The organism is Flavobacterium sp. (assembly GCF_035760125.1).
Lineage (GTDB): Bacteria > Bacteroidota > Bacteroidia > Flavobacteriales > Flavobacteriaceae > Flavobacterium.
Window position 1 is genome coordinate 1 of the sequence record NZ_DASTTN010000425.1, and the last position, 6,732, is coordinate 6,732.

A 6,732-nucleotide genomic window follows, 5' to 3' on the forward strand; every position below is an offset into this window, starting at 1 on the left:
ATTTTTGTTATTTAATTGTAAATTTTGATGCTTAAAAATAATTAGGTATTTTTAAGCATACATATTTAAACTAATAAATAAATGAGCTTTATCCTAAAACCTGTTGATACTGTTGAGTCTATTTCTAGAGAAGAATTTAAAAAAAACTATTTAGATAAAAGAAAGCCATTAATTATAAAAGGTTTAACCAAGGATTGGCCTGCAAGAGAAAAATGGTCAACCGATTATTTCAAGCAAATTGCTGGAGATATTGAAGTAAAACTAGTGGATAATTCCAAAGCAGATCCAACCAAAGTGATCAATGCCTCTATCGCCAGTATGAAATTTGGCGAATATCTGGATTTAATAAAAAGAGAACCTACAGACTTGCGTATTTTTTTCTTTAATCTTTTCAAACACAAACCCGAATTACTTAATGATGTAAAAGTTCCAAAAGACTTAATGGGCGGATTTATCGAAAGCATGCCTGCTATGTTTTTTGGAGGCTCCCGGGCCATCACCTTTTTACATTATGACATCGACTTACCTCATCTTTTCCATACTCATTTTGGAGGAAGAAAACACATTATATTATTTGATAATAAATGGAAAAAAAGACTTTATTGCATTCCTAACACCACTTATGCCTTAGAAGATTATGATGTTGCTAATCCTGATTTCGAAAAATTCCCTGCTCTAAAAGGAGTTGAAGGTTATGAAGTTTTCCTAGAACATGGCGACACGTTGTTTATGCCAACGGGAATGTGGCACTGGATGCGCTATATTGATGGCTCTTTCTCCCTAACGCTTCGTGCATGGGATCGATCTATTACTCGTAAAATGGCTAGTGTTTGGAGTTTGTTCATGCACGGCGCAGTAGACAGTGCCATAAAAGTAACCTTCAAAGGTCGTTATGCCAAATGGAGAGAAAAACTGGTGTTTAAAATAGCCGAAAAAGAACTTAAAAATAACAAACCAAAAAGTTAGTTATAAAAAAAATCCCGATTGCTCGGGATTTTCATTTATCTAATATCATTGTTTTGAATCAAATCGATGTATAAGTTAATCTTATCTTTCAATTCTTTTCTAGGCGTAATAAAATCCAAGAAACCATGTTCGAGAAGAAACTCGGCAGTTTGAAATCCTTCCGGTAAATCTTTACCTGTTGTATCTCTTACCACACGTGGACCAGCAAAACCAATTAAGGCACCTGGCTCAGAAATATTGATATCTCCCAACATTGCATAAGAAGCAGTTGTTCCTCCAGTAGTTGGATCCGTACAAAGTGATATATAAGGTAATTTAGCTTCGGCTAGTTGTGCCAATTTTACAGATGTCTTTGCCAATTGCATTAAAGAATAAGCAGCTTCCATCATTCTGGCACCACCAGATTTGGATATCATTACGAAAGGCAATCTGTTTTTGATCGCATGATCAATTCCTCTTGCAATTTTTTCTCCTACAACTGCCCCCATAGATCCACCGATAAAGGCAAAATCCATACAGCAAATTACTAATTCTCTCCCTTTGGATTTTCCAACTCCAGTGCGCACTGCATCTTTAAGTTGGGTTTTATCCATAACCTCTTTTAATCGATCTGCATATTTCTTGGTATCAACAAAATGCAATGGATCTTTAGAAGTCATATTTTTATCTAATTCAACAAACTCATTGTTGTCAAATAAAATATCAAAATAGGCTTCACTCCCAATTCTAACATGGAAACCATCTTCGGGACTTACAAATAGATTACGAGCTAATTCTTCAGCGTCGATAATTTTCCCTGTAGGTGATTTGTACCAAAGCCCTTTTGGAATATCCATTTTGTCTTCAGTAGCCGTAGTGATTCCTTTTTCTTTTCTTTTAAACCAAGCCATTTTTTATTATTTTAGATCAAAATTTCGAATTTTAGATTTCGCATTGAAACCTAAAATCCGAAATGTAAAAAATTATAGTGTATTCACATTATTTAAATCAGCAAATGCTTGCTCAAGTCTTGTATTGAAAGTTACTTCACCTTCACGCAACCATTTTCTTGGATCGTAGTACTTTTTGTTCGGAGAATCAGAACCAGTTGGGTTACCAATTTGAGTTTTAAGATAATCAATATTGTTTACCATAAAGTCACGAATACCTTCGGTAAATGCAAATTGCAAATCAGTATCAATGTTCATTTTTACAACTCCGTAGCTAATTCCTTCTCTGATTTCTTCTAATGTTGAACCAGATCCACCGTGGAAAACAAAATCAACTGGATTGTGTCCTGTGTTGAATTTATTTTGTACAAAATCTTGAGAATTTTTTAAGATTTTTGGAGTCAGTTTTACGTTTCCTGGTTTGTAAACACCGTGAACATTACCAAAAGCGGCAGCGATTGTAAATCTTGGGCTAACTTTTGATAATTCTTCGTAAGCGAAAGCAACTTCTTCCGGTTGAGTATATAATTTTGAGCTATCAACATCAGAGTTATCTACACCGTCTTCTTCACCTCCAGTGATTCCAAGTTCGATTTCTAGAGTCATTCCCATTTTGCTCATTCTTTCTAAATAACCTTTACAGATTTCGATGTTTTCTTCGATTGGCTCTTCAGATAAATCAATCATGTGAGAAGAAAATAATGGTTTTCCAGTTGCTGCAAAATGCGCTTCTGAAGCATCCAACAATCCATCAATCCAAGGTAATAATTTTTTAGCACAGTGGTCAGTATGCAAAATAACTGTTGCTCCGTATGCTTCTGCTAATGTATGAATGTGTTTTGCTCCAGCAATACCACCTGCGATAGCGGCTTTTTCTCCAGCATTAGAAAGTCCTTTCCCAGCATTAAATTGTGCTCCACCATTAGAAAATTGAATAATAACTGGTGCTTTTAATTTAGCTGCAGTTTCTAATACTCCGTTAATTGTGTCTGATCCAACAACGTTTACAGCAGGAAGTGCAAATCCTTTTTCTTTTGCGTAATTGAAAATCTCTTGTACTTGATCTCCTGTAGCCACTCCGGGTTTGATATTGTGTGCCATTGTAATTTTTCTTTTAATTGTTTTTTTTTAGTTTTTAGATTATAATTTGCAAAAATAAGAATTAATTAGCACTTAGAAAGGGTAATTGATACCAAAATTAAATACTGAATTTGCAAAATTATATTGAGTGAACCATCTATCGCCCATTTCTAAGGCGGGATTGTATGTTTTGAATCCCATATCGACCCTAACAGCAAAAAAACCTAAATCATATCGTACACCAAATCCAGTACCCAAAGCCATTTCTTTTAAATCTTCTATCGAATTAAATTTTGCAGGCTCATAGTTAACCACATCCAAAACATTCCAAATATTCCCGGCATCAGCAAAAAGAGCTCCATTCCATTTTCCAGTAATTAGAAATCGGTACTCTCCACTGATTGCAATTTTCATATTGGCTTCATTAAAGTCATTAGAAAAGGAACTACTTCCCGGTCCCAAATTATAAGGCTGCCAAGCCCTATTATCATTGGCTCCACCCGCATAATAACTCTTTGAAAAAGGAATTGAATTAGAGTTTCCATAAGGAATGGCGATACCGAAAAAAGCTCTCATCGCAAAAACATTTGCCTTATTTACATTCCAATGTTTAATATAATCAAATTCTGTTTTTATATATTCCGAGTATTCCAAATTAAAAATTTCATAATTCCCATTTCCGTTTTTAGGTATATTACTTACGTTTGAAATTAAAGATAGTAATGTTCCAGCAGATTCAATTTTGGTTCTAAAAGTATAAAAGGTATTGTCTTGTAAATCTTTCTTACTTGTTTTGGTAAAATTAAAATTAGTAGCCAAAATAAAATCATTATCCGTAAGTCTTATCCTTTGTTGTTCAATATTGCTTACGTCTTGGTATTCTTGATCATCTGGTCGCAAAACTGTCTGTAACGTTAAAACATCTTTTGTGAAACCAGAGGTCCCGCTTTCAATAATCAAATTATTTTGGTCATCAACATAAGTTGGATTGGTATTATATGTTTTCCCAATGTCATTTAAAGCATCGTAGGAACTATTATAAACATTAAAATAATTTTCGGGATTCAAATTACGAACATACTGAAAATTCAAAAGGTCAAATCTCGTGGTAGTGTTCTTTTTAGGAGTCCAATTATAAGAAAGCGATCCTGTAAAATTCTCTTTATCTAATCCAATATTGGTTTGCTTGGAAAGACCTAGACTAACAACCGTGGATGGTATCATGCTTTTCGGAATTATTTTTTCCGTTTTAATGGGAAATAGAATTCGCGGAAAGTTTAGTTTCGCATCTAAGCCATATTCTGAAACATTGAAAAAACTATCATTTGAATCAGCAATATCATTTGAAGCCCCTATATTTCCTCTTGCCGAAAGCTCTAAGGTTTCAGCACCATTAAAAACATTTCTTATTGTTTCAGTAATACTACCAGTAATCCCAAAATCTTCTATATTCGAATGGGTAACATCCAAAGTATAGCCAAAACTGTATTTTTTACGTGGAGTTAAATAAATTTTGGCAATTAAGGATTGACCCAATGTGTCTTTAGGATCAACCTGATATTGAATGGTTGGATAATTAAACACCTTTAGATTATTCAAATACCGAGTAGTCAAAACAGTTTTATTATCATTAAAAAGACTTCCCTTAGTTAAAAAAACAGCATCTGTTATAGCATGCGGACGGTATTTTATTTTTTCATAACCGTACAAATTCATGTTATTATAGGTCACACTGTCTTTAATTGCCAAATTATGTCTTTCAGTCTTATAATCGGTGTAGATTTTAATCTCGCTGATTTTATACAATTTAAATGGTTCTGTCTTGGTAGAATCATTTTCCTGATAGGAATAATCTCCAACATTCAAAGTTATGCTGGCTTTGTCTTTTTTATTTATTGTATCAATATCAAAAGTCACATAATTAGCCTGAAAACGGTAGGCTCCATGGTTTCTAAAAAGAGTCGTTATTCGATTTTTCTCACTTTCAAAATCTTCAGTTTTATATTGTTTTCCCGGAACGATAAGTGATTTTGAAGTTTTATAAATAGAGTCTAAAGCAGGTGTTTCAATTGCCGTTCTTAAAGAATCAATAAAATAAGGATTCCCAGTTGTTAAATAGTACTTTAATTGGGCACTTTTAGGAGCCAAAGAGTCTCGCTTATAGGTGGCATCTACGTCGAAATAGCCATTGTTAAAATAATAACTTTTAAGTCGCGTAAGTGATTTTTTAGCTTTTATAGTATCCAAAATTACAGGCGCTTCCCCTGTTTCTTTTAAAAAATTATGTCTCCCAAGATACCAAAAAGATTTACGAAGCCCTTCTATTTGTTTTGCAGAAAGCCATTTAACTTCCCTATCGTATTTCTTTTTATTGTTTAAATATTTTAAATTAAATGTAGAATCAGGATTTGGGTTGGCCAAATTATATAAATTCAGCAGAAAGCGATACCCTATTACAGGTACTTTACTATTTGGCTGCTGATACAATTGATCATATATAGTTTGATTCTTGAGTAATTTACCGTTTTCAAAAATTTCGTTTTTAACAAGAAGCTGTTTTCTAGCAGGAACCCTCTTTTCTGAATTACAAGCATAGAAAAGAACGCTAATTAGGATAAATAATGATATTTTTGCAAGATTCTTTTTCTTCTCAAAAAGTATGGATTGCCCAAGATACCCAGCAAACCGCTTTTTTGTTTTAAAGGAAGAAAAAAATTTATTCATGAGGGGACTCGTATTATAGAATATTTAATTCAAAAGTACATTTTTTTATGCTTAGTAAAAACCAAATAAAGCTTATATCCAGTTTGCAACAAAAAAAACATCGTTTTGCAAATCAATTGTTTTTTGCCGAGGGTGTAAAAGTAATTCAAGAATTAGTAAAATCAAATTTTGAATTAGAACATCTTTACACAACCAATGAGGACTTTACTGATGTTACTTCTAATAAAAGGAGTGTTATTTCAGAAAATGAGTTGAATAAAATTAGCGCTTTGTCAACTCCAAATACTTGTTTAGCAGTATTCAAAATTCCCTTAGAGAGCAAAATTATTGAGTCTGGACTTGTTGTTGCACTTGACTCTATCCGTGATCCTGGTAATTTGGGCACTATTCTAAGGTTGTGTGACTGGTTTGGAATCCAACAACTGATATGCTCAAAAGAGACGGTTGACATTTATAATCCGAAAGTCGTTCAGGCCACAATGGGTTCTATTGCGAGAGTAAATGTCAATTATGTTGACTTAGATACCTTTATAACAAAAACTAAATTACCTGTTTTTGGAACCTTTATGGACAGTGAAAACATTTACAAAACGACTTTGCCTCAAGAAGGCATTATTGTTATGGGAAATGAAGCCAACGGAATTTCGGAAAATATAGAAAAACTGATTACGAAAAGGCTTACCATTCCACGTTTTGGAGATCTTCAAATCACCGAAAGTCTAAATGTGGCTACTGCAACAGCCATTATCCTAAGTGAATTCAGAAGACAAAATTAAAAAGTGGCTTAATTTTAGTGAAAGGTAAAATTAATCAAAAAGCCTCTCGATTTCATAGCCTCAATATTACCTGTCCAAGGACTGTTAGGATCTTTGTCACGTATTAATTCGTCAGAAATTCCAAATTGCCCTCTAATAGATGGAGAAAATATAAAGTATTCTGAAAAAATATCAATCCCAAAACCCAACTCGTAATTGGTGGTCCAGCTTTTTACTCTAAATCGCTCTTCTAGATTGTCGTCTAAGGATTTTGCATT

At 33.4% G+C, this 6,732-nt stretch carries 5 protein-coding genes and 1 pseudogene; 2 read left to right on the forward strand and 4 right to left on the reverse strand.

All coding sequences use genetic code 11. The annotated features are described in order from the left end of the window. Positions 1 to 81 precede the first annotated feature (81 nt). Positions 82 to 966, forward strand: a complete 885-nt coding sequence (locus tag VFS71_RS14940) for a cupin-like domain-containing protein (protein ID WP_326402230.1) — start codon at positions 82 to 84, stop codon at positions 964 to 966. A gap of 35 nt (positions 967 to 1,001) precedes the next feature. Here VFS71_RS14940 and accD read toward each other — a convergent pair whose 3' ends face one another. The 3 genes from accD to VFS71_RS14955 form a co-directional block, all read right to left on the reverse strand. After that, positions 1,002 to 1,856, reverse strand: coding sequence for an acetyl-CoA carboxylase, carboxyltransferase subunit beta (gene accD, locus VFS71_RS14945; RefSeq protein ID WP_310009174.1), 855 nt, complete (start codon positions 1,854 to 1,856; stop codon positions 1,002 to 1,004). 72 nt (positions 1,857 to 1,928) lie between these two features. Beyond that, positions 1,929 to 2,996, reverse strand: a complete 1,068-nt coding sequence (gene fbaA, locus VFS71_RS14950) for a class II fructose-bisphosphate aldolase (RefSeq protein ID WP_326402232.1) — start codon at positions 2,994 to 2,996, stop codon at positions 1,929 to 1,931. A gap of 72 nt (positions 2,997 to 3,068) precedes the next feature. After that, the gene (locus VFS71_RS14955; RefSeq protein ID WP_326402234.1) at positions 3,069 to 5,699 is read right to left on the reverse strand and encodes a BamA/TamA family outer membrane protein; all 2,631 of its coding nucleotides are present in this window, start codon (positions 5,697 to 5,699) and stop codon (positions 3,069 to 3,071) included. 47 nt (positions 5,700 to 5,746) lie between these two features. On the opposite strand from VFS71_RS14955, the gene VFS71_RS14960 reads away from it, so the two are divergent. Further along, positions 5,747 to 6,475 carry an RNA methyltransferase gene (locus tag VFS71_RS14960; RefSeq protein ID WP_326402236.1) on the forward strand — a complete coding sequence of 243 codons (729 nt, stop codon included), beginning with the start codon at positions 5,747 to 5,749 and terminating at the stop codon, positions 6,473 to 6,475. A gap of 14 nt (positions 6,476 to 6,489) precedes the next feature. Here the strand turns inward: VFS71_RS14960 and VFS71_RS14965 are convergent. Further along, positions 6,490 to 6,732: pseudogene (locus VFS71_RS14965) on the reverse strand (PorT family protein); the annotation flags it as partial.